Raw genomic sequence first — 26,219 nt, forward strand, 5'->3', positions numbered from 1 at the left:
TCATGCACGGCGAATCACCAATCAAACGTCGCGAATCGCGAAAAATCTGGGTTGGCTCGGTGCCAGTAGGTGGCGATGCCCCTATTGCCGTACAGAGCATGACCAACAGTGACACCAATGACGTGGCTGCGACTGTTGCCCAGATCAACCGGCTGGAAGCCGCAGGCGTCGATATCGTGCGCATTTCCGTGCCCGATATGGATGCAGCCGAAGCTTTTGGTCGCATCAAGCAACTGGTCAAGGTGCCCCTGGTTGCCGATATCCACTTCGATTACCGAATCGCCTTGCGCGTGGCCGAACTGGGTGTGGACTGCCTGCGGATCAACCCGGGCAACATCGGTCGCGAAGACCGTGTGCGTGCAGTGGTTGATGCTGCCCGTGATCGCGGTATTCCGATCCGTATCGGGGTCAACGCCGGTTCGCTGGAAAAAGACCTGCAAAAAAAATACGGCGAGCCGACCCCTGCTGCTCTGGTTGAGTCGGCACTGCGTCACGTTGAGCACCTCGAACGCCTGAATTTCAGGGACTTCAAGGTCAGCGTAAAGGCCTCGGACGTATTCATGGCGGTTGAAGCCTATCGTTTGCTGGCCAAGGAAATCGTCCAGCCGCTGCATTTAGGTATCACCGAAGCCGGCGGTTTGCGTTCAGGCACAGTGAAATCTGCCGTGGGCCTAGGTATGCTGCTCGCCGAAGGGATTGGCGATACTATTCGCATCTCTCTGGCGGCAGACCCGGTCGAGGAAGTAAAAGTCGGTTACGACATCCTCAAGTCCCTGCACCTGCGCTCGCGTGGCATCAACTTTATTGCCTGTCCAAGCTGCTCGCGGCAGAATTTCGACGTGGTGAAAACCATGAACGAACTCGAAGTGCGGCTTGAAGACCTGCTGGTACCGCTGGATGTGGCGGTGATCGGTTGTGTGGTCAACGGCCCCGGCGAGGCGAAAGAAGCCCATGTGGGCTTGACCGGCGGTACACCGAACCTGATTTACATCGACGGCAAGCCGTCGCAGAAGTTGACGAATGAAAATCTGGTGGATGAGCTCGAAAGGCTGATCCGGCAGAAAGCGGCCGAAAAGGTCGAAGCTGACGCAGCAGTTATCGCGCGCGGCTAATCAAACGAATAAAGGATTTTCTGTGAGCAAGTCTTTGCAAGCCATTCGTGGCATGAACGACATCCTGCCTGAGCAGACGCCTCTATGGCGCTACTTTGAGAGCACGGTCTCGCGTTTGCTGGATAACTACGGTTACAAGCAAATCCGCATGCCAATCGTTGAATTCACCGAGCTGTTCAAGCGCTCGATCGGTGAAGTGACCGATATCGTCGAAAAAGAGATGTACACCTTCGAAGACCGCAACGGCGATTCGCTGACTTTGCGTCCCGAAGGTACGGCTGCCTGCGTACGTGCGGTGCTGGAACACGGCATTACCGGTGGTGGCCAGGTTCAAAAGCTGTGGTACATCGGCCCCATGTTCCGCCACGAGCGCCCGCAAAAAGGCCGCTATCGCCAGTTCCATCAAATCGGGGTTGAAGTATTCAACCTGGATGGTCCGGACATCGATGCCGAACTGATCGTGCTCACCTGGCGCCTGTGGGGCGAGCTGGGTATCCGCGATGCGGTCACGCTTGAGCTCAACAGCCTGGGCACCAGCGAAGCCCGTGCACGTTATCGTGCCGCGCTGGTCGAATACCTGTCCTCGCGTCTGAGCGAGCTTGACGAAGACAGCCAGCGTCGCTTGAAATCCAACCCGCTGCGGGTGCTCGACAGCAAGAACGCCGATACCCAGGCGGTTCTGGTTGATGCCCCGAAGCTGGTGGATTACCTGGACGAAGAGTCCCGTGTGCACTTTGAGGGCCTCAAGGCGCGCCTGGATGCTGCCGGGATTCCTTACGTGATCAACCCCAAGCTGGTTCGCGGGCTCGATTACTACAGCAAAACCGTATTTGAGTGGGTCACTGACAAACTCGGTGCCCAGGGCACCGTGTGTGCCGGTGGTCGTTATGACGGTCTGGTCGAACAGATGGGTGGCAAGCCCACCACGGGCGTTGGTTTTGCAATGGGTATCGAGCGCTTGATCCTGCTGCTCGAAACCCTTGAGCAAGTCCCGGCAGAAATCGCACGTCAGGTTGATGTTTACCTGTGTGCTTTCGGTGAGGCTGCTGAACTGGCTGCCCTGACGTTGAGCGAAGGTGTTCGTGATCAACTGCCAAACCTGCGCTTGCAGATCAATGCCGGCGCTGGCAGCTTCAAAAGCCAGTTCAAGAAGGCCGACAAGAGCGGTGCGCTGTATGCACTGATCCTGGGTGACGACGAATTGGCCCAGCAAGTAGTAGGCGTCAAACCCCTGCGTGGCCAGGGCGAACAACAAACGATTGCCTGGGATGCTCTTGCCGAGCACTTGGCCACCTGCATCGTGCAGGGTTGAAGCTGTAAAACAGCCGAATTAGCGAATAAGGAGTGTTGGGGTGTCGAGTAACGATGATGATCAGCTGGGCGAGTTGAAAGACTGGTGGCAGCGTAACGGCAAACCCCTGGTTACTGGCGCCCTGCTGGCACTGGTGGTAGTGGCTGGCTGGCAGCTTTGGCACAAATATCAGAGCAATCAGTCGCAAGGCGCGTCGATGCTCTACCAGCAATTGCTTGAGGCCACCCTCACGCCTGACGGTCAGCCCGATGTGGCCCGTGTGGCGGATCTGGCCAGCAAGTTGAAAAACGAATACGCAGGTACGGCCTACGCACAGTTTGGCGGTCTTTTTGTAGCCAAGGTTGCAGTGGACAACGGCAAGCTTGATGACGCCGCCACCGAGCTGAAAATCATTGTCGACAAACCGGCGAATTCGACCCTGGGTGAAGTGGCGCGTCAGCGTCTGGCTCAGGTTCTGGCAGCCCAGGGCAAAGTTGACGATGCCCTGAAGTTGCTCGAAGTCGATTCCGACAAGGCATTCCTGGCCAGCCGTGAAGAGCTGAAGGGCGACTTGCTGGTTCAGCAGGGTCGCACTGACGACGCACGCAGCGCCTACGAAAAAGCCAAAGCAGCGCTCTCCGATGAAGCGGCTGTCGGTGGCTTACAAATCAAGCTCGACGACCTGGCCAAAGGAGATGCGTGAAGTGATGCGTTGGAAACATGCGGCATTGCTGGCTCTGGTCATTTTGGCCGCGGGTTGCAGCAGCAACAGCAAAAAAGAACTTCCGCCAGCCGAGCTGACTGACTTCAAAGAAGAAGTCGTTCTGCAAAAGCAGTGGGATCGCTCGATCGGTGACGGTCAGGGTAAGACCTACAACATGCTGGTTCCGGCTGTTGAAGGTAATACCATCTACGCGGCTGACGTGACCGGTGTAGTGATGTCCTTGGACCGCATGAACGGCGACGTTCAGTGGAAGAAAGACCTCGAACTGCCTGTTTCTGGCGCCGTAGGTGTTGGCTATGGCCTGGTGATGCTCGGTACCTTGCAAGGTGACGTAGTAGCCCTGGACGCCAGCACGGGTGAAGAAAAATGGCGCTCTCGTGTTAACAGCGAAGTGCTTGCTCCACCACAGACCAACGGTGACATCGTCGTGGTGCAAACCCAGGACGACCATCTGGTAGGTCTGGATGCTTCAACCGGTGACCAGCGCTGGATCTACGACAGCACGCCGGGTGTTCTGACCTTGCGTGGTACCGGTGCACCGCTGGTAACCAACCACCTGGCAATTGCCGGTCTTTCGACCGGTAAAATCGTTGCCCTTGATACTCGAAACGGCGTGCCGGTGTGGGAGCAACGTGTTGCCATCCCGCAAGGCCGTTCGGAACTCGAGCGTATCGTCGATATCGACGGTGGTCTGCTGCTGTCCGGTGGCACGCTGTATGTTGCCAGCTACCAGGGCCGCATGGCAGCACTGGAGATGGAATCCGGCCGCGTGCTCTGGCAGCGTGATGCTTCCAGTTATGCAGGTGTCGCACAAGGTTTTGGTAACGTCTACGTCAGTCTGGCGTCCGGTACTGTTGAAGCCATCGATGAACGTTCGACCACTGCACTATGGAGCAACGACGCTCTGGCCCGCCGTCAATTGTCGGCTCCGGAAGTCTTCTCCAGCTATGTGGCAGTCGGTGACATGGAAGGCTATCTGCACCTGCTAAGCCAGGTCGATGGTCGTTTCGTGGGCCGTACCCGCATAGACAGTGATGGTCTTCGGGCGCGTCCGCTGGTGGTCGGTGACATGATTTACGTGTTTGGTAACAGCGGCAAACTGGAAGCCCTGACCATTCGCTAAGGCGTCTATGCTTGAGGCTCTAGGGTCTCAGGCAGCCTTGCCCTGGCAAGGCTTGCGGCACATTTGTGCTGTTCCGAACTCTGGCCGCTGCCTTGCAGCGGCTTTTGTATTTTCTGAAATAACGAAGTGGAGAGCCGCATGGTTCCCGTAATCGCCCTGGTGGGCCGACCTAACGTCGGCAAGTCCACCTTGTTCAACCGCCTGACCAGGACTCGCGACGCCATCGTCGGCGACTTGTCCGGTCTGACCCGTGATCGCCAATACGGTGAGGCCAAGTGGCAAGGGCGTTCCTACATTCTGGTCGACACCGGCGGTATCTCCGGTGACGAGCACGGTATGGACGAAAAGATGGCCGAGCAGTCGCTGCTGGCTATCGAAGAAGCTGACGTCGTTCTGTTCCTGGTAGATGCAAAAGCGGGTTTCACAGCCGCTGACCAGATGATTGGCGAACACCTTCGCAAACGTAACAAACGCTCGTATGTTGTCGCCAACAAGGTCGACAACATCGATCCTGAATTGGCGCGTGCAGAATTTGCCCCCTTGGGTATGGGCCATGCGATTCCGATCGCCGGTGCCCATGGTCGTGGTATCACCCAGATGCTGGAAATCGCCCTGAGCGACTTCCCGAAAGATCCGGAAGAGGAAGAAGAAGGCGAAGCCGAAGTCGTTCTTGAAGGTCAGGAAGCCAAGCGCATCCCGGGCCCGAGCGAAAAAGACGGGATCAAGATCGCCATCATCGGTCGGCCTAACGTTGGTAAATCAACGCTGGTCAACCGCATGCTGGGTGAAGACCGGGTTATCGTTTATGACGAGCCGGGCACCACGCGCGACAGTATCTACATCCCGTTCGAGCGTAACGACGAGAAGTACACGCTGATCGACACCGCGGGTGTGCGCAAGCGCGGCAAGATCCACGAAGAAGTAGAAAAATTCTCCGTGGTCAAAACCCTGCAGGCCATCAAAGACGCCAACGTGGTGATCTTTGTGATGGATGCCCGCGAAGGCGTGGTCGACCACGACCTCAACCTGTTGGGCTTTGCGCTGGAGGCCGGTCGGGCTCTGGTCATCGCGATCAACAAGTGGGACGGCATGACGCCGAGCGAGCGCGAGTTCGTCAAGGTCGAACTGACCCGTCGCCTGTTCTTTGTCGACTTCGCCGACATCCACTTCATCTCGGCGCTGCACGGCACGGGCGTAGGTAACCTGTACCAGTCGGTGCAGAACTCCTTCAAGTCAGCGGTTACACGCTGGCCGACCAACCGTCTGACCCAGATCCTGGAAGACGCAGTTGGCGAGCACGCGCCGCCGATGGTCAACAACCGCCGGATCAAGTTGCGCTATGCCCACCTGGGTGGTGCCAACCCGCCGATTATTGTGATCCACGGTAACCAGGTCGAGAAGGTTCCAAAGTCTTACGTCCGTTATCTCGAAAACACCTACCGTCGTGTCTTGAAGCTGGTCGGTACGCCGATCCGCATCGAGTTCAAAGGTGGCGAGAATCCGTACGAAGCCAACAAGAACTCGCTGACCGACCGTCAGGTCAACAAGAAGCGCCGCATGATGTCGCACCACAAGAAAGCCGAGAAGAAGCGCAAAGACAAGCGCTGATCCGCAACCTCTTGTCGCAACGAAAAAGGGCCTTGATCGGCCCTTTTTCGTGTCTGGGGTTTGGGCTATCCTCGATCGGTCCTGTGCCGTAGTCAGAGCCGGGAACATCACAGGGAACGGCCATGATTACCAGCAAGTTGCCGAATGTCGGCACCACTATTTTCACGCGCATGTCGCAGCTCGCGACTGAAACCGGCGCGCTCAACCTGTCTCAGGGGTTTCCTGACTTCGATGGCCCGCAAGCCTTGCGCGATGCGGTGGGACATCACATCGCCAGTGGCCACAATCAATACTCGCCCATGACCGGCTTGCCTGCCTTGCGGGTGCAGGTCGCGGCGAAAATTGCCCGTAGTTACGCTGTGCAAGTCGATGCCGACAGCGAGGTAACCATCACCCCCGGTGCCACCCAGGCCATCTTCTGTGCGATTCAGGCGGTGATTCACCCCGGTGACGAGGTCATTGTGTTTGACCCGTGCTACGACAGCTACGAGCCTTCTGTCGAGCTGGCCGGTGGCCGTTGTGTGCATGTGCAACTGGGGCTGGCTGATTTCTCCATCGACTGGCAGAAGCTCGAAGACGCACTGACGCCCCGCACTCGCATGATCATCCTCAACAGCCCGCATAATCCTAGCGGCGCCCTGATCAGCCGGGCCGAGCTGGACCAGTTGGCTGCGCTGATTGCGGACCGCGATATCTACATCATCAGCGATGAGGTGTATGAGCATCTGGTGTTCGATGGCGTGCCCCATGTCAGTGTTTTGTCCCATCCCGAGCTGTACCATCGGGCCTTCGTTGTCAGTTCCTTCGGCAAGACCTATCACGTCACCGGCTGGAAAACTGGCTACGTGGTGGCGCCAGCGGCCCTGACGGCAGAGCTGCGCAAGGTCCATCAGTACGTCAGCTTCTGCGGAGTTACCCCTTTGCAGTACGCACTGGCCGACTTCATGGAGGCCCACCCCGAGCATGTTGAAGAGCTGCCGGCGTTTTACCAGGCAAAGCGCGACCTGTTTTGTGATCTGTTAAGCCCGTCGCGCTTTACCTTTAAGCCGGTGGCCGGGACCTATTTCCAGTTGGTGGACTATTCCCTTATTCGTCCGGACCTCAATGACGTCGACATGGCCCTATGGCTGACCCGTGAACACGGGGTGGCGTCAATTCCGGTTTCGGTGTTCTACCAGACCCCGCCCCCAGGGCAGCGTCTGGTCCGCCTGTGTTTTGCCAAACGCGAGGAGACGCTGCGTGCAGCAGCAGAAAAACTATGCGTGATCTAAGTGGGTTACCCGATTTAACCGTTGCCCTGGTGCAGACCACATTGGCCTGGCACGATCGCGAGGCCAATTTTGCGCACTTTGACGAGTTGCTCGAACAGGCGCGGGGGGCAGACCTGGTGGTCTTGCCCGAAATGTTCACAACCGGCTTCAGCATGGAGTCCAAAACCCTGGCGGAGCCCGAGCACGGTCCCACCAGCAAGTGGTTGCAGGCCCGGGCCAAGGATCTCGATGCGGTGGTCACAGGCAGCGTGATTGTGCGGGCCGCTGACGGCAGCCATCGCAATCGGCTGTTGTGGGCACGCCCGGATGGCGAGGTGCTGCACTACGACAAGCGTCACTTGTTTCGCATGGCCGGTGAGCACGAGCACTTCACGCCGGGTGAGCGTCAGGTTCAATTCGAAGTGAAGGGCTGGCGTGTTCGCCCGCTGATTTGTTACGACCTGCGCTTTCCGGTGTGGAGTTGCGACCCCCACGATACCGATCTGCTGCTGTATACAGCCAGTTGGCCGGGTGCGCGACGGCTGCACTGGAACCGGTTACTGCCAGCGCGTGCCATCGAGAACCTGTGTTATGTGGCGGCGGTTAACCGGGTGGGGACAGACGGCAAGGGCATGGTTTATACCGGTGACAGCCATGTCTTTGACTTTCAGGGCGAGTCGCTGCTCAGTGCCGGCGAAGCGGACGGGGTATTTCAGGTATGCCTGACGGCGGGTGAGCTGGCGGCCTACCGCGAGCGCTTCCCGGCCTATCTGGATGCGGATACCTTCGACCTGCACTAAACGGCACCTGCAGGAGCGAGCTCTGCGCATGGAAAAGCTCGCTCCTGTAGAAGGTTGAACATCCGGCACAAAAAAGCCCCCAAGGTCTTTACACCTTGGGGGCTTTTGCGTTTCAGGCCGGCGGCTTTAAGCAGCCTTGGCTTCTGCTTCACTCAGCGAGCGGTTCAGGGCGCTGAACAGGGCCTTGAAGCTGGCGGTGGTGATGTTTTCATCAATGCCCACACCGTGCACGGCACGCTCACCATTGACTCGCAACTCGATATAGGCCGCTGCCTTGGCATTGGTACCAGCGCCGATAGCGTGCTCGTTGTAGTCCATGATCTCGGCTTTCACCGGCAGCCCTGCCACCAGCGCTTCCAGCGCGCCGTTGCCTTTGCCGCTCCAGCGCAGGTTGGTCTCGCCAGCGCCCTTGGCAGAGATTTCAACTTCTACCGCGCTATGGCCGTTCTCTTCCTGCAGCTTGTGGCTGACCAGTGCGTAAGGGGTGTTGGCCTGCAGATATTCGCTGTGCAACAAGCTGTGGATCTGCTGGGCAGTCATCTCCAGACCCAGGCGGTCGGTTTCGCGCTGAACCACCTGGCTGAACTCGATCTGCATCCGGCGCGGCAAGCTGATGCCGTATTCCTGCTCCAGCAGGTAAGCAATACCGCCTTTGCCTGACTGGCTGTTAACCCGGATCACGGCTTCGTAGCTGCGGCCAATGTCAGCCGGATCGATCGGCAGGTATGGAACTTCCCACAAGGCATCCGGTTTTTGCTGAGAGAAGCCTTTGCGAATCGCATCCTGGTGCGAGCCGGAGAACGCGGTGTGCACCAGATCGCCCACATAGGGGTGACGCGGGTGGACCGGGATCTGGTTGCACTCTTCGACGACCTTGCGCACGCCATCGATGTCCGAGAAGTCCAGCCCGGGGTTCAGACCCTGGGTGTACATGTTCAGGGCCACAGTCACCAGGTCGACGTTACCGGTACGTTCGCCATTGCCGAACAGGCAGCCTTCAACCCGATCAGCCCCGGCCATCAAGCCCAGCTCGGTAGCGGCAACGCCGGTGCCGCGGTCATTGTGGGTGTGCAGGCTGATCAGCACGCTGTCACGGCGATTGATATGACGGCCGAACCATTCGATCTGGTCGGCATAGATGTTCGGAGTGGCGCACTCAACGGTGGCAGGCAAGTTGAGGATCATCTTGTGCTCGGGCGTCGGGTTCCAGACCTCGATCACTGCGTCACAGACTTCCTTGGCGAACTCCAGTTCGGTGGCGCTGAAGGTTTCGGGCGAGTACTCGAACGTCCAGTGGGTTTCAGGCTGCTGAGCGGCATATTTGACGAACAGCTTGGCAGCGCTGACGGCGATCTCTTTGATGCCTTCCTTGTCCTGGTTGAACACGATGCGGCGGAACGCCGGGCAAGTCGCGTTGTACAAATGAACGATGGCCTTTTTCGCCCCGCGCAGGGATTCAAAGGTGCGGGCAATCAAGTCTTCACGGCCCTGGGTCAGCACCTGAATAGTGGTGTCGTCCGGGATGTGGCCGTCTTCGATCAAGCTGCGCACGAAGTCGAAGTCGGTCTGGGATGCGGCCGGGAACGAAGCCTCAATCTCTTTAACGCCAACACTGACCAGGGTCTTCCAGAAGCGCAGCTTCTTTACCGCATCCATCGGCTCGATCAGCGACTGGTTGCCGTCGCGCAGGTCGGAGCTGCACCAGATTGGCGCGCTGGTGATGGTTTTCGATGGCCAGGTACGGTCAGGCAAATCAATGACCGGGAAGGCGCGGTACTTGGAAGAAGGGTCTTTGAGCATGGTCATCAGGCAATCCTTATTTTGCTTGCCGACTATCAAGAGGCGGCCAGCCGAAGAAATACAAAGCACAAGGGCGAGGCACCGCGATTAGCTTTGCAGTCGTGCGCTGACGAGGCAAAGGCTGCGGTGTTGACGAAGCAGAATGAGGGTGTGAGAGGTTTTCATGACTTCAACCCTAACCATTGGGCTGGAAGATGGCAAGCGACGAAAAAACATTGAGAGAACTGCTCGAATATGGTCAATATTCGAGCATTTATTGCGGTTACTTATCGCTGTGGTAATTATTATTGCGCGGGTTGGCGACTGTAAGGCGTCTGATGCTGCGAGCAGCCGCCTCTTGCAAGGGCCGGATCAGGGTTGGAACGCACCAATGAAAATCGCCGGATCGACCCGGGCATCGTTCAGGCTGACATTCCAGTGCATGTGCGGACCGGTAGCGCGTCCGGTCGAGCCCACTTTGCCCACCACATCACCCCGTGCCAATTGCTGGCCCACCTTGGTGTCGATCTTCGACATATGGCAGAACATGCTGATAAACCCCTGGCCATGGTCAACAAAGACGGTGTTGCCGTTGAAGAAGTAATTGCCGATCAGAATCACTTTGCCAGCGGCAGGGGTCTTGATCGGGGTGCCTGCGGGCACAGCGAAGTCCAGTCCCGCATGGGGATTGCGTTCTTCGCCGTTGAAGAAGCGACGCACGCCGAACTTGCTCGACAGCGGCCCGTTGACCGGTTTGTCCAGCAACAGGTTGCTCGGAGTATTGGGGCTGAACGTGCGGTACGCCTTGAGCTGCACTGCCAGTTCGTTGTCGATACGCTTGATGTCATCCGGGTTCGGATTGACCTGGCGCTTGTTCTTCAGGGTAATGCGCTGTTCAGGGTATTTCTTGCTGCCGACCGTGAAACTCAGGTCACGTCCGGCGGAGCTGATCTGCTGGGGGCCGGGCTTTACGGTCAAGGGGATACCGACGATCGCTCGCCATGTGTCTTGCTCCTTGACCACCAGCACCGGCTTGCCTTGATAGCTGGCCTTGGGGGGCTGGGCGCCGGTGCCCAGTTCAATGACGGCAACTCCGCCCGGTACCGGCTTGTTCAGCAAGCGGGTGATGTAGCTGTCGGCTGCGTGAGCGTTACAGGTCAGACACAGCAGCAATAGTGCAGAGAGAAAACGCGGCATCGATCAATCCAGTAATGAAAGGGTGACAGGCGTGAGGTGGTTGTCCTCCACGCGTACAAGCAACTGGCCTTCGCCCAGCCTGGCCTGCAAGCGCTGGCCGGGACGGGTTTGTGTGGCGCTGCGGATGGCGTTGCCGCGTTCATCCAGCAAGATGCTGTAACCCCGGCCCAGGGTGGCCAGCGGGCTCACCACATGCAAGGTCTGGATCTGGCTTTGCAGTTGCAGGCGCCGGCTTTTGAGGCCTTCACCCATGGCCCGTTGCAAGCGCTCGGCCAGGCTGTCCAGGCGCTGGCGCAACAGGGCCAGTTGCCGGCCTGGATGCTGCGCTGCCAGCCGCGTTTCGAGCCGGATCAAGCGTTCGCGACGGGTATTGAGGCTGCGCTCAAAGGCGCGGCGCATGCGCATGTCCAGGTCATCCAGGCGCTGGGCCTGCTGGCGCAGCCGCTCGCCCGGGTGGCGCAGGCGGCGGGCCAGACCATCCAGGCGCAGGCGGTCACGCATCAAGCGGTCGCGGATACGCATCACCAGACGTCGATGCAGGCTGTCGATACGCCGTTGCAGGTCGCTGGAGTCCGGGGCCAGCAACTCCGCGGCAGCCGATGGCGTTGGCGCGCGCACGTCGGCGACAAAGTCGCTGATCGAAACATCGGTTTCGTGCCCGATCGCACTGACGATAGGGGTGACACAGGCATCCACGGCGCGGGCCACGGCTTCTTCGTTAAAACACCACAGGTCTTCCAGCGAGCCGCCGCCACGGGCCAGGATCAGCGCGTCGAACCCCCGGGCATCGGCTAACTTGAGTGCCCGGACAATTTGCGCCGTGGCTTCTCGGCCCTGTACCGCGGTGGGAATCAGGGTCAGCTCAACTTGCGGCGCGCGGCGGCGGAACACGCTGATGATGTCGCGAATCACCGCTCCGGTAGGTGAGCTGATAATTCCGATCCGTTGCGGATGAGCCGGCAAGGGCACCTTGCGCTCGGCACTGAACAGGCCTTCGGCGCCGAGTTTTTCTTTCAGTGCATCGAAGGCCAGTCGCAGAGCGCCATCGCCAGCCGGCTCAACCGTATCGAGGATCAACTGGTAATCACCGCGGCCTTCAAACAGCGAGACCTTGCCGCGCACCTTTACTGCCAGGCCATCCTTGAGTGCCTGGCGCACCCGGGCTGCGTTGTTGCGAAACAGTGCACAGCGCACTTGGGCGCCGCTGTCTTTGAGGGTGAAGTAAACATGGCCGGAGGCCGGGCGGGCGAGGTTGGAGATTTCGCCCTCTACCCAGATGTTGCTGAACACGTCTTCGAGCAAGACCCGCGCCCGGCCATTGAGCTGGCTGACAGTCAGGACTTCTCGGTCGAGGTTGAGTCGTGCAAAAGGATCTTTAATCATGCGCGCCATCATAAGGGTGGATTGTTATCACTGCACCTGTCTGGTTAAAGTCGCGCCACTAAAACAAGGATGAAAAGCCATGGACTTGCCTTTTACCGGTGCCGAGTGGGTGTTGATCGAGCTGGGCATTGCTCTGGCCTATATCGTGTTCGGAGTCGCGGGGTTTGGCACGGCGTTGGTGGCCGGACCGATTTTGATCCTGTGCCTGCCGTTATCGAAAATCATCCCGTTGCTGGTACTGCTTGATTTTGTCGCGGCCTTTGGCAACTGGCTACCCGCGCGACGTGATGTAGCCCGCCCCGAATTGTTGCGATTGTTGCCGTGCATGGCGCTGGGCTGCACGGTCGGGGTAGTGTTTTTGCTCAATCTGAAGTCAGATCTGTTGCTGCTGTTGATGGGCATTTTCATTACCGCCTATGCGATTTATAGCCTGGCAGTGACGGTACGCCCGGGTCGGGTAGCTGCAGGCTGGGCGATTCCCACCGGTATTACGGGCGGTCTGTTTGGTGCGTTGTTTGGCAGTGGCGGCTTTCTATACGCGCTGTATCTCAATGCGCGCTTGCCCAAGGATGCTGCGCGGGCAACGCAAAGTGCGTTGATCAGTTGCAGCACAATGGTGCGCCTGGGCCTGTTTGTGATTGCTGGCGTCTATGCCGATGGTGCGCTGCTGTTGCTTGCCGCTTGTCTGTTACCGGCGATGGCGCTGGGCTTGTGGATCGGTCGCCGATTGACCCGCAAATTGTCTCGCGAAGCCTTTGTGCGGCTGGTCACATGGCTGGTACTGGCCAGCGGGATTGCGTTGATTGCGCGTTATCTGAGTGCTTGACCTGCCACGGTGAGGCATTAAGCTGCGCACCAAACGCTATCTCCTGTGGGAGCTGGCTTGCCGGCGATGCAAAAAATTGCCCGGTTTATGGCTTGAGCGCGATGGTGCCATCGCGGGCTAGCCCGGCTCCCGCAGGTTATGTGTGCTGCTTCCATCTCACGTACATGTGCCGTACCCATGAATTCGCAAAGCATCATCGTTCCCAGAATATCCACCTTGCCGGTTCACGAACCCCGGGCCCGGGCCATCGTGCGCTGGCTGGTGCGCAAGAACATCATTGAGCAAGAGCTGAGCACCTGTGGCCGCGGCGGCAGCCGTATGGCCTACGCCATCGCGCCGGGCGCCGCCAGTGTGGTGCTGCACCCTGAAGCGTTGCCGTTCGGTCAGCCGGTCAATGGTCTGGAAATCATCACCAAGCGCTGCATCTACACCCCGGCCAAGGGGTTTCTCGAAGAGGCAGGCTGTGCCGAATGCCGCAAGGAAGTCGGTGAAGCGCTGTTCGAAAGCCTGGAAGAGTGGATGCCGGGCCGAACCGACAACTTCATTTGTCCGCTGTGCGCCCATGAAGATGACATCAACGGTTTTCTGTTCCTGCAGCCGTGCGCATTCTCCAATCTGGGCTTCATTTTCAACAACTGGGCCGAGGCGGGCTTCAAACAGAGCTTCCTCGACGAATTCGCCGACTGGCTCGACCAGCCGGTGGCGTGGGTCAAGGTCGAGCTCTGAAGGTGTGGGAGCTGACTTGCCAGCGATAGCATCGCTGAGCTGGCTCTGCCCGCCGGGCCGTCTGAATCGCCGGCAAGCCGGCTCCTGCAGGAATCAAGGCCGCACTATCATCTGGAATCTGCCCTGGGAGTCAATAAATCATGGCCTTTAGCGCAAAACTCTCTAAAGGTTTCCGTTGAGAGATGAAGGTGTTTTGAGTACAATAACGCGCTTCCATTTTCCCGCTCGGGAGCCCCAGCGATGCTGCGTATCAGCCAAGAAGCACTCACATTCGATGACATCCTTCTCGTCCCCGGTTATTCCGAGGTTCTCCCGAACGAAGTCAGCCTTAAGACTCGTTTGACCCGTGGCATTGAACTGAATATTCCTCTGGTTTCCGCTGCAATGGACACCGTGACTGAAGCCCGTCTGGCAATCGCCATGGCTCAGGAAGGCGGTATCGGCATCATCCACAAGAACATGACCATCGAGCAGCAAGCTCACGAAGTGCGCAAAGTGAAGCGCTACGAAGCCGGTGTGGTTAAAGAACCCATCACTATCGAAGCCGATGCCACTGTTCGCGAACTGTTCGAACTGACCCGCCTGCACAACATCTCCGGCGTTCCTGTACTGCACAATGGCGACCTGGTCGGCATAGTGACGTCCCGTGACGTGCGTTTCGAAAACCGTCTGGAAGCCACCGTTCGTGAAGTGATGACGCCTAAAGAGCGTCTGGTCACGGTCAAGGAAGGCGCCGACAAGAACGAAGCCCGCGAGCTGTTGCACAAGCACCGCATCGAGCGCGTACTGATCGTCGACGACAAATTTGCCCTTAAAGGCATGATGACCGTCAACGACATCGAAAAAGCCAAGGCTTACCCGCTGGCCAGCAAGGACGACCAGGGTCGTCTGCGTGTAGGCGCGGCAGTGGGAACCGGTAAAGACACCGCCGACCGTGTTGCCGCCCTCGTGGCTGCAGGCGTTGACGTAGTGGTTGTCGACACCGCGCACGGCCACTCCAAAGGCGTGATCGACCGTGTTCGCTGGGTCAAGCAAACCTTTCCTGAAGTACAGGTAATTGGCGGCAACATCGCCACTGGCGCTGCTGCCCTGGCCCTGGCTGAAGCCGGTGCCGATGCGGTCAAGGTCGGTATCGGTCCTGGTTCGATCTGCACCACCCGTATCGTTGCCGGTGTCGGCGTGCCGCAAATCAGTGCCATTGCCAATGTAGCCGCAGCCCTTGAAGGCAGCGGTGTACCATTGATCGCCGACGGCGGCATCCGCTTCTCGGGTGACCTGTCCAAGGCCATCGTCGCCGGTGCATCCTGCGTGATGATGGGTTCGATGTTTGCCGGTACTGAAGAAGCACCGGGCGAAATCGAGCTGTACCAGGGCCGTTCGTACAAGGCCTACCGCGGTATGGGTTCGCTGGGTGCGATGTCGCAATCCCAGGGTTCCTCCGACCGTTACTTCCAGGACTCCTCTGCGGGTGCCGAGAAGCTGGTGCCGGAAGGCATCGAAGGTCGCGTGGCGTACAAAGGTTCTTTGACCGCAATTGTACACCAACTGATGGGCGGTCTGCGTTCTTCGATGGGTTACACCGGCTGTGCCGACATCGAACAAATGCGCACCAAGCCCGAGTTTGTACGCATCACCGGCGCCGGTATGGCTGAATCCCACGTCCACGACGTGCAGATCACCAAGGAAGCGCCAAACTATCGCGTAAGTTGATAGTGATCGCATCCGGGTCAAAACCCGGGTGCGATACGAATTAAGTCACCGGGGCTGTTTGATTCAGCCCCGTGTCGTTTCTGAAATTAATCGAGATTTTGTCATGGCCCTCGACATTCACGCTCACCGTATCCTGATTCTGGACTTCGGTTCCCAGTACACCCAGCTGATCGCCCGTCGCGTGCGCGAAATCGGCGTTTACTGCGAACTGCACCCGTTCGACATGGATGACGCAGCGATCCGCGAATTCGCACCTAAAGGCATCATCCTTGCCGGTGGCCCGGAATCCGTGCACGAAGCCGACAGCCCGCGCGCGCCACAAGCCGTGTTTGACCTGGGCGTACCGGTTTTCGGTATCTGCTACGGCATGCAGACCATGGCCGAGCAACTGGGCGGCAAGGTTGAAGGTTCCGAGCTGCGCGAGTTCGGTTACGCCCGCGTAGACGTAGTCGGCAAAAGCCGCCTGCTCGACGGCATTGAAGACCACATCGACGCTGACGGCCTGTTCGGTCTGGATGTGTGGATGAGCCACGGTGACAAGGTCACCAGAATGCCATCCGACTTCCACATTCTGGCCAGCACCCCGAGCTGCCCGATTGCCGGCATGTTCAACGATGCCCGCGGCTACTACGGCGTGCAGTTCCACCCGGAAGTGACCCACACCAAGCAAGGCGGCCGCATCCTGTCGCGCTTTATCCTCGACATCTGCGGCTGCGAAGCCCTGTGGACGCCGTCGAAAATCGCTGAAGACGCAATCGCCAACATCCGCGCCCAGGTCGGCACTGACAACGTATTGCTCGGCCTGTCCGGCGGCGTTGACTCTTCGGTGGTGGCGGCATTGCTGCACAAGGCGATCGGCGATCAGCTGACCTGCGTATTCGTGGACAACGGCTTGCTGCGTTTGCACGAAGGTGAGCAGGTAATGGCCATGTTCGCCGAGAACATGGGCGTTAAAGTGATCCGCGCCAACGCGGCGGACCAGTTCCTGAACAACCTGGCTGGCGAAAGCGATCCGGAGAAAAAGCGCAAGATCATCGGCCGTACCTTCATCGACGTGTTCGATGCCGAATCCTGCAAGCTGGACAACATCAAGTACCTGGCCCAGGGCACCATCTACCCGGACGTGATCGAGTCGGCTGGCGCCAAAAGCGGCAAGGCTCACGTCATCAAGTCGCACCACAACGTGGGCGGCCTGCCGGACGAGATGAACCTCAAACTGGTCGAGCCTCTGCGCGAACTGTTCAAGGACGAAGTCCGCCGTCTGGGTCTGGAACTCGGCCTGCCGTACGACATGGTCTACCGTCACCCGTTCCCGGGCCCGGGTCTGGGCGTGCGCATCCTGGGTGAAGTGAAGAAGGAATACGCCGACATTCTGCGTCGTGCTGACCACATCTTCATCGAAGAGCTGCGCAAGGCCGACTGGTATCACAAAGTCAGCCAGGCATTCGTGGTGTTCCAGCCGGTGAAATCGGTTGGCGTGGTAGGTGATGGCCGTCGTTACGCCTGGGTTGTAGCCCTGCGTGCCGTTGAAACCATCGACTTCATGACCGCGCGTTGGGCACACCTGCCTTACGAGCTGCTTGAAACCGTCAGCGGTCGCATCATCAACGAAATCGAAGGCATCTCCCGCGTTACTTACGACGTGTCGAGCAAGCCGCCGGCAACGATTGAGTGGGAATGATTGGACGTCCGGCACTGACCGGCACCATCTAGCAAGAAATGCCCTGGAGCCCGCGTAATTGCGGGCTTTTGGCTTTTTGGGTCTGGCAAATTCTGGCAGCTTTGTGCATCGCCAAGCACCGTGTTTATGTGGCATTGTACGGGGCATTGACTGAGCTAAATGCCATGCTTAGTGCTCGATACCATGTCGCCTTAGTAGGGAAGGGCATGGTATCAAATTCCTCATCACCCCCGGTTTCATTGGGTTTTAACGTGGTGCATGAGTGTTTTTCTGAGCATGGTATTTTTTCCATGGAATCCATAACTGCTATGTTGACCGATACCAAGCTGCGTAACCTCAAACCGAAAGAAAAACTCTACAAGGTGAACGACCGCGACGGGCTGTACGTGGCCGTCACTGCTGCCGGCTCCATCTCATTTCGCTACAATTACTCAATCAACGGCCGTCAGGAAACCATCACGTTCGGTCGTTATGGCGTGGGTGGCATCACACTTGCGGAAGCCAGAGAGCGCCTGGGCGAGGCAAAAAAGATGGTTTCGGCGGGTAAGTCGCCTGCCAAAGAGAAAGCCCGTGCCAAGGCACGCACCAAAGGAGCAGAGACGTTTGATGCGTGGGCTGAGAAGTGGCTGCGTGGGTATCAGATGGCTGACTCGACCCGTGACATGCGCCGATCTGTTTACGAGCGCGAGCTAAAGCCCCAATTCGGTAATCAGAAACTGGTGGAAATCAATCATGAGGATCTGCGAACGCTGACTGATGCAATCGTGGAGCGTGGAGCTCCAGCTACGGCCGTGCACTCCCGCGAGATTGTGATGCAGGTGTTCCGATGGGCTATTGAGCGTGGCCAGAAGGTCGAGAACCCGGCTGATCTGGTCCGTTCTGCAAGCATCGCTAAATTCGAGCCACGTGACCGCGCTTTAGGGCCTGACGAAATCGCGTTGATGTATCAGTACCTGGACCGCATCGGCACCGCCTCCTCCGTGAGGGTGGCCGCTAAGTTATTGTTGCTGACCATGGTTCGTAAAAGTGAGTTGACCAACGCGACATGGAACGAAATCAATTTCAGCGAAGCCTTGTGGACCATTCCGAAAGAGCGGATGAAGCGCCGCAACCCCCATTTGGTGTTCTTATCTCAGCAGGCTTTGGATTTCTTCATTGCGTTGAAAACCTTTGCCGGTGGTTCAGATTACGTCTTTCCCTCCCGTTACGATTCTGATTTGCCAATGAGCACCGCGACGATCAATCAGGTGCTGACGCTGACCTACCGGCTTGCGCAGAAAGAAGGGCAGCCGCTGAGCAAGTTCGGACCGCACGATTTGAGGCGCACAGCAAGCACACTGCTGCATGAGGCGGGTTACAACTCAGACTGGATTGAGAAGTGCCTTGCACACGAGCAGAAGGGCGTACGCGCCGTTTACAACAAGGCTGAATACCGCGATCAGCGTCGGGCGATGTTGCAGGATTGGGCAGATATGATTGACGAATGGACGCTAAAAAAACCACGGGCGAAGGTTTGATTTAAGAGTCTGGCTCTGCCGCGTGAACTGTTATTGATTGTGTGTTTTGGTTGACAGTAAAACGAACCACTAACGGGATCGTTGTGGCTGATTCAAGCAAAATATTTCTGGAATTGAGGCAATGGCTTTTGATACCGCTTGGCGTTCGACACCCAGTCTGCGGGCAATCTCTGATTGATTGAAACCAAGCCGTAGGAGCATGAGTATTTGTTTTTTTCTGTCGGATAACCTTGAGTCCACCATAAGCCGCGCTAGGTCCCGCAACTCTGCTTCCTCTCCTAGCGTTAACGTTTGGCCAAGCATGTAGTTGTGTATGTAGCTGTCAACCAGCTCGTCACCTGATTTCGCTTGCGGAGTACCTCGCGAGGCGCATTGTCGGCTGACTCTGGCTAATTCGAGGTCGAATTGTGCTATAGATCGTTTCGCCTTTCTGTACGCGGGATTCCACGTTTTATCCGGCAATTTGGGGCGATGGGCCTCGCAGTACAGATTGCTCAGGCGTAACTCTTCATCTATTCCTCGCATTTTGCTCATGCGTAAATCTTCATCCATCCCGCGTTTGCCCTCTGCATTTGCCGATTCGGCGAATGAAGTCAGCTCCGCAAGGGCGCCGCAAAATCTACAAAAACCTCTTGAGCGTTGACCATTCACACCGCCGCCACGAACTTTTCTATTCGCCGGTTGCTTGCGTTTGCATGCCCATACCAGCTCTATCAACGTTTCGAGTGTAGCGGTATATCGTCGGTCTCCTTTGGACTGATTGTCTTCTGTTAAGACAAAAGCTCTCAGCAATTGGCGTTGTACGCGGAGCATGGCCTCAATACCTACCAATCGCATGATTTTGCTGAAGGCTACGCCTGAGCCGGCTCCCGGTATGTGCCCCCGATGAAGCGGGGGGAGCGTTGCCGTATACGTAGCTACGGCTGGGTCGATAAGTTCTTCTACCAGTCGGGCGATAGGGTATCGCTTCGATGCTGCAGAGTACGGCTCCCAGCAATCCCGAAACCGTCGAATAGCATCTGCGACGTTTGGGTCACATCCCTTGCAGATGGCGATTGCTGATCTATTTTTCATGTCAACCATTTTAGCCAATCATCTCGTCGAAGCAAGTGGCACGTCCGGGCACGATCAGGCACACATTCAATGTGACTGATTGAGGCAAGGGTATGCAGGTATCAACCAACAGAACGCTTATCGATAAAAAGACGCTACTAGCGATGATCCCGCTGTGTGAGCGGACGATCTACAACTTTGAAATCAAAGGTAAGTTCCCACGCCGCATTGCGATCAGCAGTCGCAAAGTCGTCTGGGATTTGGCTGAAGTCGAAGAATGGATTGACGCATGTAAAGATTCCGGCCCAGCGCCCAGGCCCGGAGTTGGAGCCTGAGCGGTGCAGATCGGGCCCGACGCAGGGCCCATGTCGCAGCAGCATGCTAGAACTGCTTGCGGTCGACACCAATGTTCACAGCTTGCGCTGTTCAGTTCTCAGGACGAGGCGCAGATGTACCACGACAGCAATAGGAGCGGATTTTTCTCGCTGTTGGTTGACGTACGTGGCGAAAAACGCCAGTCCTCCCACCGGTTAGCGGACATGCCCGCAATTCTCAATTTGGTGGATAAAACCCGCGACACATGGATGTCACAGGCAGAGTTCATCCGGCCCAACCGGCGTGTCGTGAACCTTGCCCGGTTGGGGCTGTTGTTCACCGATCTTGATACCTACCGCGTACCGGCTCTCGCCGGTCGCACGCCTGACCAACTGGCGATGTCGGTGCTGTATTTCTGCACTGAAGAAGGATTGCCAGCACCGTCCGTACTGATTTACAGCGGCCGGGGTATCCAAGCGAAATGGCTACTCGACGGTACTATCCCGCGTCAGGGATTGCCCCGCTGGAATGCGTGCCAACGCTACCTAGTGGATCGCCTCGCACACGTCGGTGCCGATCCGATGGCCAAAGACGCAAGCCGAGTTCTGCGAACCATCCAGACAGTCAACAGCAAGAGTGGCGAAGTCTGTCGCGTTGTTCACGTCACGAACGACACTGATGACCAGCCGGTCCGCTATAACTTCGAGTATCTGGCCGAGGCCCTGCTACCAACTGCCCGCTGGGCAATAGAGCAGCAGCGGCAGGAACAGGCCGAGCGGGTCAAACCCAAGCCTAAGCCCTTCCTTTTGGTGCCTGGCGGTAAAGCTCACAATCTCCGCGGATTTTCCGGCCGCCAGCTTGCGTGGGACCGGCTCGAAGACCTGCGCAAGCTCGCCGAGCTGCGCGGCGGTGTCAACGAAGGCTGCCGGATGCAACACCTGTTTTGGCGCTTGAACTTCCTGCTACTTTCCGGCGCGACCAACAGCAAGCAGATGTATCACGAAGCCTCAGCGCTGGCTCGCGAGCTAGATCCACAATGGAATAGCCGATCTAAAGAGCTGATGACGTTGTTCAGCAAAGCCAAAGCCTACGAGTCGGGGGAAAGGGTCAGTTTCGGAGGTAAGGACTATCCACCGCTATACACCCCCAAGAACGACACCCTCATTAACCTGTTTGGGATCACTACAGATGAGCAATGGCAACTCAAGACTATTATCAGCTCGGAGATGGCCCGAGAGCGTGATAGGAAGCGCCACGAGATCCGTAGGCGCGCTGCCGGCGCCACAGACCGTCAGAGCTATGAAAACGCCTCATTGAGCCGCCGGAAGCCTTGGGAGTTCCTTGGAATGAGCCGTGCGAGCTGGTATCGCGCTGGTAAGCCAGCCGTTCCACCGGTTGAGACAGGTGCATGCGCATTACATTTTAAAGCAACGGGTACCGAGGGGGAAATACAGTGAGACAAGTCCGTCCGTATTACTAATGGCGAAGCCCCAGTGCGGTTGAGGGGAATCCGTCAGCTCTGATCCAGAGGGAATTTAGGCGTCGTAGTGGGGGACTGAAAGGTGTTCAAAGTACGTGCGTATTACTAACGTAGAGGGGCTCCAGGTTTCGCTAGACGCATGTGTAGCTTCGTGCTCCCGCTCAGCACGCCCAGTTCGATAACCCCTTCGTGGTGAAGCTTCGTCAATGCTCCTGTACTGCATTAGCGAGCTTTACGGCCTGTATTTTGCACCCCATGGTTTCGTACGAGTAACCGTTAGCGGCAGGTGTCGCGATCACTGTTCGACCTTCGGCGACAAGGGCAGCCCAGGTGTCTGCTGTTTTACCCTGAACTCCACAGTCTTCAGGATGGAGGTGAAATGAGGCAAAGATCATTACGTCCTGGAGGCCTTCTTCTGCGTGCCCCAGGATAGATACCCAAGAATTCAACAGGATGGCCACAGTAAAAGCTGCCCCGCTCCAAACGGTCACCAGCAGCCTGGAATGTCTTCGTTGCTCCAAACCGGGCTTGTACTGGTCCCAACTTTTGAACTTCAAGTGCTTTTTCTTGGTTTCCAGCATGAAAGCGGGGTGTGTCACGGTCATTGAAAAAGCAACAATCCCTACGCTTAAGCTGATCAGGACGGTCGCGACGTAACCCCATAGCGCTATAAGGATTAAGGCGGATAACGCCTTTTGGGCAAGAGGAAACTGTGCGGCATCGATGCGGGTCCAGTTGACTATCAATGAATCTGCATACGCACTTGCTATGATGCTCAGTGCAACTGTTCCCAAGGCTGCTAGGCCTGTCATCCACCACACGTGAGCCTTAAATCTTTTTATCAACTGAAACTGCTTTATAGAAAGTACAGACGAGCTCATGCAAATCAATAAAAACAGACCTTGCGCTACAAGGGTACCCTTTGCCCCTCCGAGAGCGTTCCAAAACAAGAGGAAGAACAGCCCGGCAATTGATAACTGGATCATTGCCGCACATTACTCTTGGGTTCTCCACCATCTGAAGTTGTAGTTAAGCTTCCATGGCAAATGCTTGAGGTGAGTCCGGATGAACAATGGGCGATCACTGAAACGGTCCAGGACCGCGAGCATGCAGGCGAAAAGCAGGTAAGTGGCAATGTACGAAAGCATTGATCTTGAGCGTCCTTTCACAAAATTCGGTCTACTTATCTCACGAATCGTGCCGAAATTACGATCCGTAAGAGGTTGCTCTACCGCCCTCGACGACAGAAAAAACGCAGACGCTTGCTTAATCTACAGTAAGCAAACAAAACCCCGCACTTGGGCGGGGTTGTCTGTGGGCAGAGTAGTGATTAGCGATTGGCAGGGTGTTCGTGCTGCTGTGATTGCTGCGCGGCCTGGATGGCTATCAAAACTTGCTGGTTCAAGTTCGCGTTAGTCTTGCTGCCCAGCAAAGGTAGGCGATTTAGAGCCTTTGTCCCGACAAACATGCGATATGAAGCGGACATTGCGAGCGGGCTAACGCGAAGCTGCAACGCCGTGTACTGCCGATCCAGCTTATCTAGCTGCGGCCCGTAACCTTTGCGTCGCAGCCACCGGCCTAGTGCCCACATGCCAATGGCGAACGTAAAGGCGAATACTACGAATCCAGCGAACATCAGAAAGCCCATCATGACTATTTCTCCGTTTTTTCGTCGTTTGAGGCCGTACCCGGCACACTCAGCGAGGATAAGCGACCATTAGTAGAGCTTGCGTCTGAGGCAGGACGGATCACGTTGGAATCCCCCAGCTCGGAATCAGCGGCTAACTCTCCGCCGCTGTTTGGAGCGGCCGAATTGGCCTCGCTATTTGAAGGTGGGGTTGATCCAGCACCAAGGGATAGGCCGTGCGCGTTCTCCATGCCCGGTACAGCCAATGAAGCCATCACCCCGAGCACCTTCGCACCTTCATTAGCCGCTTGAAAAAAGGGATTTCCCGACACTTCACTACCCCTTTTTGGAGTCTCTTGTTGTTTGTCTTTGTCGTCGTTGTCTTGCACTACCTTTCCAGCCTGCTTGGCGGCCTGCTGCACGCCGCTGTTAGGTGGCTGGGCAGGGCTGGGCGTCGCTTTAGCTGTACTGCCACCTACGCTCGACCCTGCTGATGTAGAGACTTTGATGGCTGCACCGCCACCAGTGCTGGCACCCACTCCAGAGGACGCGGCGTTGCCCATTGAAGCCGCTGCACCGATGCCGGAGTTTGCCGCACCGGCAAAGCTGGAGTTAATAGAGCCAGCCAATCCTCCGCTACCAGCCGCCCCTGCGGCACTTGCACCACCACCACCGGCAGCGCCAAGCGCACCAGCGGCGGCGGGCGCAGCGGCACCGGCCGTGGCGATGGTGGCAACTGCGGCAGCAGCACCGGCAGCGCCAGCCGCTGCCATTCCACCGATGGCCGAACCTCCACCCATTGACGTGCCGCTGATCATCCCGCCAATCAGTTCGGGAATAGTCTTGGTCAGGTAAGCGCATACCAAAGCCAAACCTGCCAATGTCATCAGAGATGCTTCGTCATTGGTATAAGCCGTTAACCAGGACTTAGCCGACGTGACAATAATTCCTACGATCAAGGTTAAGACGAACAACTTGGCACCTACTGCAACAACGAAGCGGAGTGGTGCAATTGCAAAATCGCGTGTCCATTGCGAACCACCGAAACCGAAGAACAGTACGGAGGCATTAATGATGACGTACGACTCTACAAGCGTCACAAACATGAATGCCGCAATAAAGGCGAAGCACAGTAAAACCAAGCAACCAACAAGCGCGATAAGAATTGCTTTACCCGGAGAGAAAAGTGAAATGCCTTCTACGATGGTGCGTGAGAAGTTGACAGCCACCGCGAACATATCACCTGGCTGAAGCGCACGGCCCAAACCGCTAGCCGTGCCCGCGGCTTCTCGGAAACTGTCCACTACCGCAGTCGCCCATGGCACGGAATGCTCAATGACCGCATAGAAAAAGCCAATGACCATAAAGAAGCGGATCAGCTCGCCGAAAACTTCCCCTAAGTCGGCTTGTTTCATCACTAAAGGCATGAACGTCCAAACCAATTGGATGAGAGCGAGAGATGCCAGTAGTTTGAGTGCATAACCCTGTAGCCGTGCTGACCATTCACTTGCTGCTTGATAGAGCAGCCTCAAAAGCCCGTTCATTTCATTGCTTTGAGTTACGTCTCCTGCTGCCATCGCGCTACTGGCCGAAAGCAAGAGTATTGCACTAGCGAGTGCTATAAATATTGAGCGTTGCATAGTTAGAAATCCTCAGGCGGGCCCCAGTTGTTTTTCCGTGCTTCAAAGTTTTTATCCGTGTGTGATTGCATCGAACGCTCAACAGCCCCGCAATCGGTGTGGATAGAAACAATGAATCCGGACAGAACAGCACCACTAAGAGCAGAGACGATGCATAGCCCAGCGATCAGATTTTTGGATATGAACATGGTTAGAAATCCTCGGAGGGCCCCCAGTTGTTTTTACGAGCCTCAAACTTTTGCTCGGCGGCTTCGCTAGCAGCCTTTCGGTCGCCCTGTTGAGCCATATAGTTGCCTTGCATGTTTATTTGCGTGGCCAGTAGATCGCGCAGTTTTTGCAACTGCTGCACGTTTCGAGAGGCTATCTCGTTGCCAGCCTGAATAGCTTGCATCCGGCCCACGGCCGACTGTGAGCGAGCAACCATGTGATCGAGCTGGGTATCCTCAGACTCGAAAGTGCTGGTGTTTAGGTTGGCCGCTTTTAGGGCCGCTTTTACGCTGTCGTGGTTTTGCTCTGACCACTTCTGATAGCGCTCACGCGCCGGTACTTCCGCCGAGTTTGCAGCTTGATTTAGATAGGACTGAAAACCAGGAAACACGGTGTTGAACTGCGAGTCCATATTCTGGATCTGGCGGCCTAGGGACTGCGAGCGGTTGTAGATGTTTGCAACGTTTTTAAGATCGGCCGCGATGCTGCCGAACATTGAGCTGGGCAAGCCGGTGCCCTGAGTGACCATGTTCTGATACTGCTGAATCTGCGTCTGTAATGTCTCGGCGGTGTTCAAGGCGGTATTAACGGCCTCGACGTACTCGAACATCTGCTGATAGAGCGTCGAGCAGTTCGAGCAATAGATGGCGTAAGCCGGTGGTGGGGCGATGTATATTGCCAATCCGAAAAAGGCGACTACGGCAATTTTGGCACCATAGGCCGCCTGCCGACGGAGTTTTCGAGCGGGTGAAACGGTCGTTCTGTGCAGGGGAGTTGTCGCTAGCGGCGTTTTACCGACGATGGACGTTATGATTTTTTGGTGCATTTTCCGGCCTCTATCAGTCACTTTGATCAGTGCCTGATCGTGCCTGGACATGCCGGTTGCATCGATGGAATGATTGGCTAATTAGGTTGACATGGGGAAGATCGAATCGTGGCGATTATTTGTTCAATCTGGCTTTCTTGGAATGTACCAAGTATTCGGCTGCTACTTGCAGTGCGTGCTTCCGGCCGCTTGAAAGATGTACAGCCGAAAAGGCTTAATGAATCGCCCCTAGTTTCGTAGACACCTCCAAGCCTTAAAATGAGGCCCATTAGGAGGTGCCATGAGCAACCAGCGATATCCCGAAGAATTCAAAATCCAGGCGGTCAAACAAGTGACCGAAAAGA

23 protein-coding genes are annotated in these 26,219 nt (G+C 56.9%); 14 read left to right on the top strand and 9 right to left on the bottom strand.

Going from position 1 to position 26,219, the window contains the following annotated elements; translation table 11 throughout:
- Window positions 1-2 precede the first annotated feature (2 nt).
- From ispG to EQV90_RS18875, 7 genes are all read left to right on the top strand, one after another.
- The gene (gene ispG, locus EQV90_RS18845) at window positions 3-1,112 is read left to right on the top strand and encodes a flavodoxin-dependent (E)-4-hydroxy-3-methylbut-2-enyl-diphosphate synthase (protein ID WP_003443351.1); all 1,110 of its coding nucleotides are present in this window, start codon (window positions 3-5) and stop codon (window positions 1,110-1,112) included.
- A gap of 22 nt (window positions 1,113-1,134) precedes the next feature.
- A complete protein-coding gene (hisS, locus tag EQV90_RS18850; protein WP_003443349.1) occupies window positions 1,135-2,424 on the top strand; it encodes a histidine--tRNA ligase in 1,290 nt (429 codons plus the stop codon).
- Between the two features lie 40 nt (window positions 2,425-2,464).
- Entirely contained in the window at window positions 2,465-3,106 is a 642-nt protein-coding gene (locus tag EQV90_RS18855) for a tetratricopeptide repeat protein (protein ID WP_003443347.1), read from the top strand.
- Complete coding sequence (gene bamB / locus EQV90_RS18860) at window positions 3,099-4,250, top strand: outer membrane protein assembly factor BamB (RefSeq protein ID WP_029612229.1); 1,152 nt, start codon at window positions 3,099-3,101, stop codon at window positions 4,248-4,250. Before EQV90_RS18855 ends, bamB begins: the two co-directional genes overlap by 8 nt.
- Before the next feature lie 138 nt (window positions 4,251-4,388).
- Complete coding sequence (der, locus tag EQV90_RS18865; protein ID WP_003443342.1) at window positions 4,389-5,858, top strand: ribosome biogenesis GTPase Der; 1,470 nt, start codon at window positions 4,389-4,391, stop codon at window positions 5,856-5,858.
- Between the two features lie 122 nt (window positions 5,859-5,980).
- Window positions 5,981-7,129, top strand: a complete 1,149-nt coding sequence (locus tag EQV90_RS18870) for a pyridoxal phosphate-dependent aminotransferase (RefSeq protein ID WP_010655615.1) — start codon at window positions 5,981-5,983, stop codon at window positions 7,127-7,129.
- Complete coding sequence (locus EQV90_RS18875; protein WP_003443339.1) at window positions 7,117-7,908, top strand: amidohydrolase; 792 nt, start codon at window positions 7,117-7,119, stop codon at window positions 7,906-7,908. The genes EQV90_RS18870 and EQV90_RS18875 overlap by 13 nt, the downstream gene beginning before the upstream one ends.
- 126 nt (window positions 7,909-8,034) lie before the next feature.
- On the opposite strand, the gene leuA is transcribed toward EQV90_RS18875, so the two are convergent.
- From leuA to xseA, 3 genes are all read right to left on the bottom strand, one after another.
- Entirely contained in the window at window positions 8,035-9,714 is a 1,680-nt protein-coding gene (gene leuA / locus EQV90_RS18880; protein WP_003443338.1) for a 2-isopropylmalate synthase, read from the bottom strand.
- Window positions 9,715-10,059: 345 nt separating this feature from the next.
- Complete coding sequence (locus EQV90_RS18885; RefSeq protein ID WP_003443337.1) at window positions 10,060-10,884, bottom strand: peptidoglycan DD-metalloendopeptidase family protein; 825 nt, start codon at window positions 10,882-10,884, stop codon at window positions 10,060-10,062.
- A gap of 3 nt (window positions 10,885-10,887) precedes the next feature.
- Window positions 10,888-12,267: an exodeoxyribonuclease VII large subunit gene (xseA, locus tag EQV90_RS18890; protein ID WP_003443336.1), complete on the bottom strand. Its 1,380-nt coding sequence runs from the start codon at window positions 12,265-12,267 to the stop codon at window positions 10,888-10,890.
- 79 nt (window positions 12,268-12,346) lie between these two features.
- Here xseA and EQV90_RS18895 point away from each other — a divergent pair, with 79 nt between their 5' ends.
- The 5 genes from EQV90_RS18895 (at window position 12,347) to EQV90_RS18915 (ending at window position 18,727) form a co-directional block, all read left to right on the top strand.
- Window positions 12,347-13,093: a sulfite exporter TauE/SafE family protein gene (locus tag EQV90_RS18895; protein ID WP_003443335.1), complete on the top strand. Its 747-nt coding sequence runs from the start codon at window positions 12,347-12,349 to the stop codon at window positions 13,091-13,093.
- A 177-nt stretch (window positions 13,094-13,270) separates the two neighbouring features.
- Window positions 13,271-13,819: a hypothetical protein gene (locus tag EQV90_RS18900; protein WP_003443334.1), complete on the top strand. Its 549-nt coding sequence runs from the start codon at window positions 13,271-13,273 to the stop codon at window positions 13,817-13,819.
- A gap of 240 nt (window positions 13,820-14,059) precedes the next feature.
- Window positions 14,060-15,529 carry an IMP dehydrogenase gene (gene guaB, locus EQV90_RS18905; protein ID WP_003443333.1) on the top strand — a complete coding sequence of 490 codons (1,470 nt, stop codon included), beginning with the start codon at window positions 14,060-14,062 and terminating at the stop codon, window positions 15,527-15,529.
- A gap of 103 nt (window positions 15,530-15,632) precedes the next feature.
- The gene (gene guaA / locus EQV90_RS18910) at window positions 15,633-17,210 is read left to right on the top strand and encodes a glutamine-hydrolyzing GMP synthase (protein ID WP_003443331.1); all 1,578 of its coding nucleotides are present in this window, start codon (window positions 15,633-15,635) and stop codon (window positions 17,208-17,210) included.
- A gap of 308 nt (window positions 17,211-17,518) precedes the next feature.
- Window positions 17,519-18,727, top strand: coding sequence for a site-specific integrase (locus EQV90_RS18915; RefSeq protein ID WP_010655618.1), 1,209 nt, complete (start codon window positions 17,519-17,521; stop codon window positions 18,725-18,727).
- Window positions 18,728-18,796: 69 nt separating this feature from the next.
- On the opposite strand, the gene EQV90_RS18920 is transcribed toward EQV90_RS18915, so the two are convergent.
- Window positions 18,797-19,540, bottom strand: a complete 744-nt coding sequence (locus EQV90_RS18920; RefSeq protein ID WP_228389589.1) for a hypothetical protein — start codon at window positions 19,538-19,540, stop codon at window positions 18,797-18,799.
- Window positions 19,541-19,893: 353 nt separating this feature from the next.
- Here EQV90_RS18920 and EQV90_RS18925 point away from each other — a divergent pair, with 353 nt between their 5' ends.
- Entirely contained in the window at window positions 19,894-20,115 is a 222-nt protein-coding gene (locus EQV90_RS18925; RefSeq protein WP_010655620.1) for an AlpA family phage regulatory protein, read from the top strand.
- Between the two features lie 114 nt (window positions 20,116-20,229).
- A complete protein-coding gene (locus EQV90_RS18930) occupies window positions 20,230-21,552 on the top strand; it encodes a hypothetical protein (RefSeq protein WP_010655621.1) in 1,323 nt (440 codons plus the stop codon).
- 226 nt (window positions 21,553-21,778) lie between these two features.
- Here the strand turns inward: EQV90_RS18930 and EQV90_RS18935 are convergent, their stop codons facing one another.
- From EQV90_RS18935 to trbJ, 5 genes are all read right to left on the bottom strand, one after another.
- Complete coding sequence (locus EQV90_RS18935; RefSeq protein ID WP_010655622.1) at window positions 21,779-22,561, bottom strand: hypothetical protein; 783 nt, start codon at window positions 22,559-22,561, stop codon at window positions 21,779-21,781.
- A gap of 344 nt (window positions 22,562-22,905) precedes the next feature.
- On the bottom strand, window positions 22,906-23,226 hold the full coding sequence (locus EQV90_RS18940) for a hypothetical protein (protein WP_010655623.1): 321 nt from the start codon (window positions 23,224-23,226) through the stop codon (window positions 22,906-22,908).
- Window positions 23,227-23,228: 2 nt separating this feature from the next.
- Complete coding sequence (trbL, locus tag EQV90_RS18945; protein WP_010655624.1) at window positions 23,229-24,842, bottom strand: P-type conjugative transfer protein TrbL; 1,614 nt, start codon at window positions 24,840-24,842, stop codon at window positions 23,229-23,231.
- Between the two features lie 2 nt (window positions 24,843-24,844).
- On the bottom strand, window positions 24,845-25,030 hold the full coding sequence (locus EQV90_RS18950) for a hypothetical protein (RefSeq protein ID WP_010655625.1): 186 nt from the start codon (window positions 25,028-25,030) through the stop codon (window positions 24,845-24,847).
- Window positions 25,031-25,032: 2 nt separating this feature from the next.
- Complete coding sequence (trbJ, locus tag EQV90_RS18955; RefSeq protein WP_228389590.1) at window positions 25,033-25,875, bottom strand: P-type conjugative transfer protein TrbJ; 843 nt, start codon at window positions 25,873-25,875, stop codon at window positions 25,033-25,035.
- Window positions 25,876-26,219: the final 344 nt, after the last annotated feature.

Source organism: Pseudomonas sp. TMW22089 (assembly GCF_022496645.1).
Classification (GTDB): Bacteria; Pseudomonadota; Gammaproteobacteria; order Pseudomonadales; family Pseudomonadaceae; genus Aquipseudomonas; species Aquipseudomonas paraversuta.